The organism is Curtobacterium sp. MCBA15_001 (genome assembly GCF_001864835.1).
In the GTDB taxonomy this organism is placed as follows: domain Bacteria; phylum Actinomycetota; class Actinomycetes; order Actinomycetales; family Microbacteriaceae; genus Curtobacterium.
Genome location: NZ_MJGI01000006.1, coordinates 4,020 through 4,456, shown reverse-complemented (window position 1 = coordinate 4,456; position 437 = coordinate 4,020). Strand labels below are relative to the sequence as shown.

The 437-nt window shown below is 72.8% G+C and carries 1 protein-coding gene; it reads left to right on the top strand.

Features of this window, described 5'->3' with window-relative positions; translation table 11 throughout:
• Positions 1 to 173 precede the first annotated feature (173 nt).
• The coding region (locus BIU90_RS02760) for a maleylpyruvate isomerase N-terminal domain-containing protein (RefSeq protein ID WP_175470119.1) at positions 174 to 437 on the top strand (264 nt) is incomplete at its 3' end.

Genomic DNA, 437 nt, shown 5'->3' with positions numbered 1-437 from the left:
ACACGGACACGGACACGGACGGAGGGTGCTCGAACGGGCGGGAACGGGTACTCGGGCCCAGAGCGCACGCGGGTGTTTCGCCCGCTCGGGGCCGCGTAGGTTGGGCGCGGGAATCGGCAGCGCGCCGATCGGGTTCCACCAGCACACGTCCACGCACGAAGAGGAGCACCACCATGGCCACCGACTGGATCGCGCTCCAGGCCCTCGCCGCCGCCGAGTTCGGCCGCCGCGTCGCCGCCGTCACCGACTGGGACGCCTCCACCCCGGACTCGGAGTGGACCACCCGCGACCTCGTCGCCCACGTGGTCGACGAGCAGCGCTGGATCCCCCTGCTGCTCACCGGGTGCGACCACGACCAGGCGAAGGGCGACCTCGAACCGATCGGCACCGACCTCGTGCAGGAGTGGGACCGCTTCGCGACCGCGGCGACGACGGCG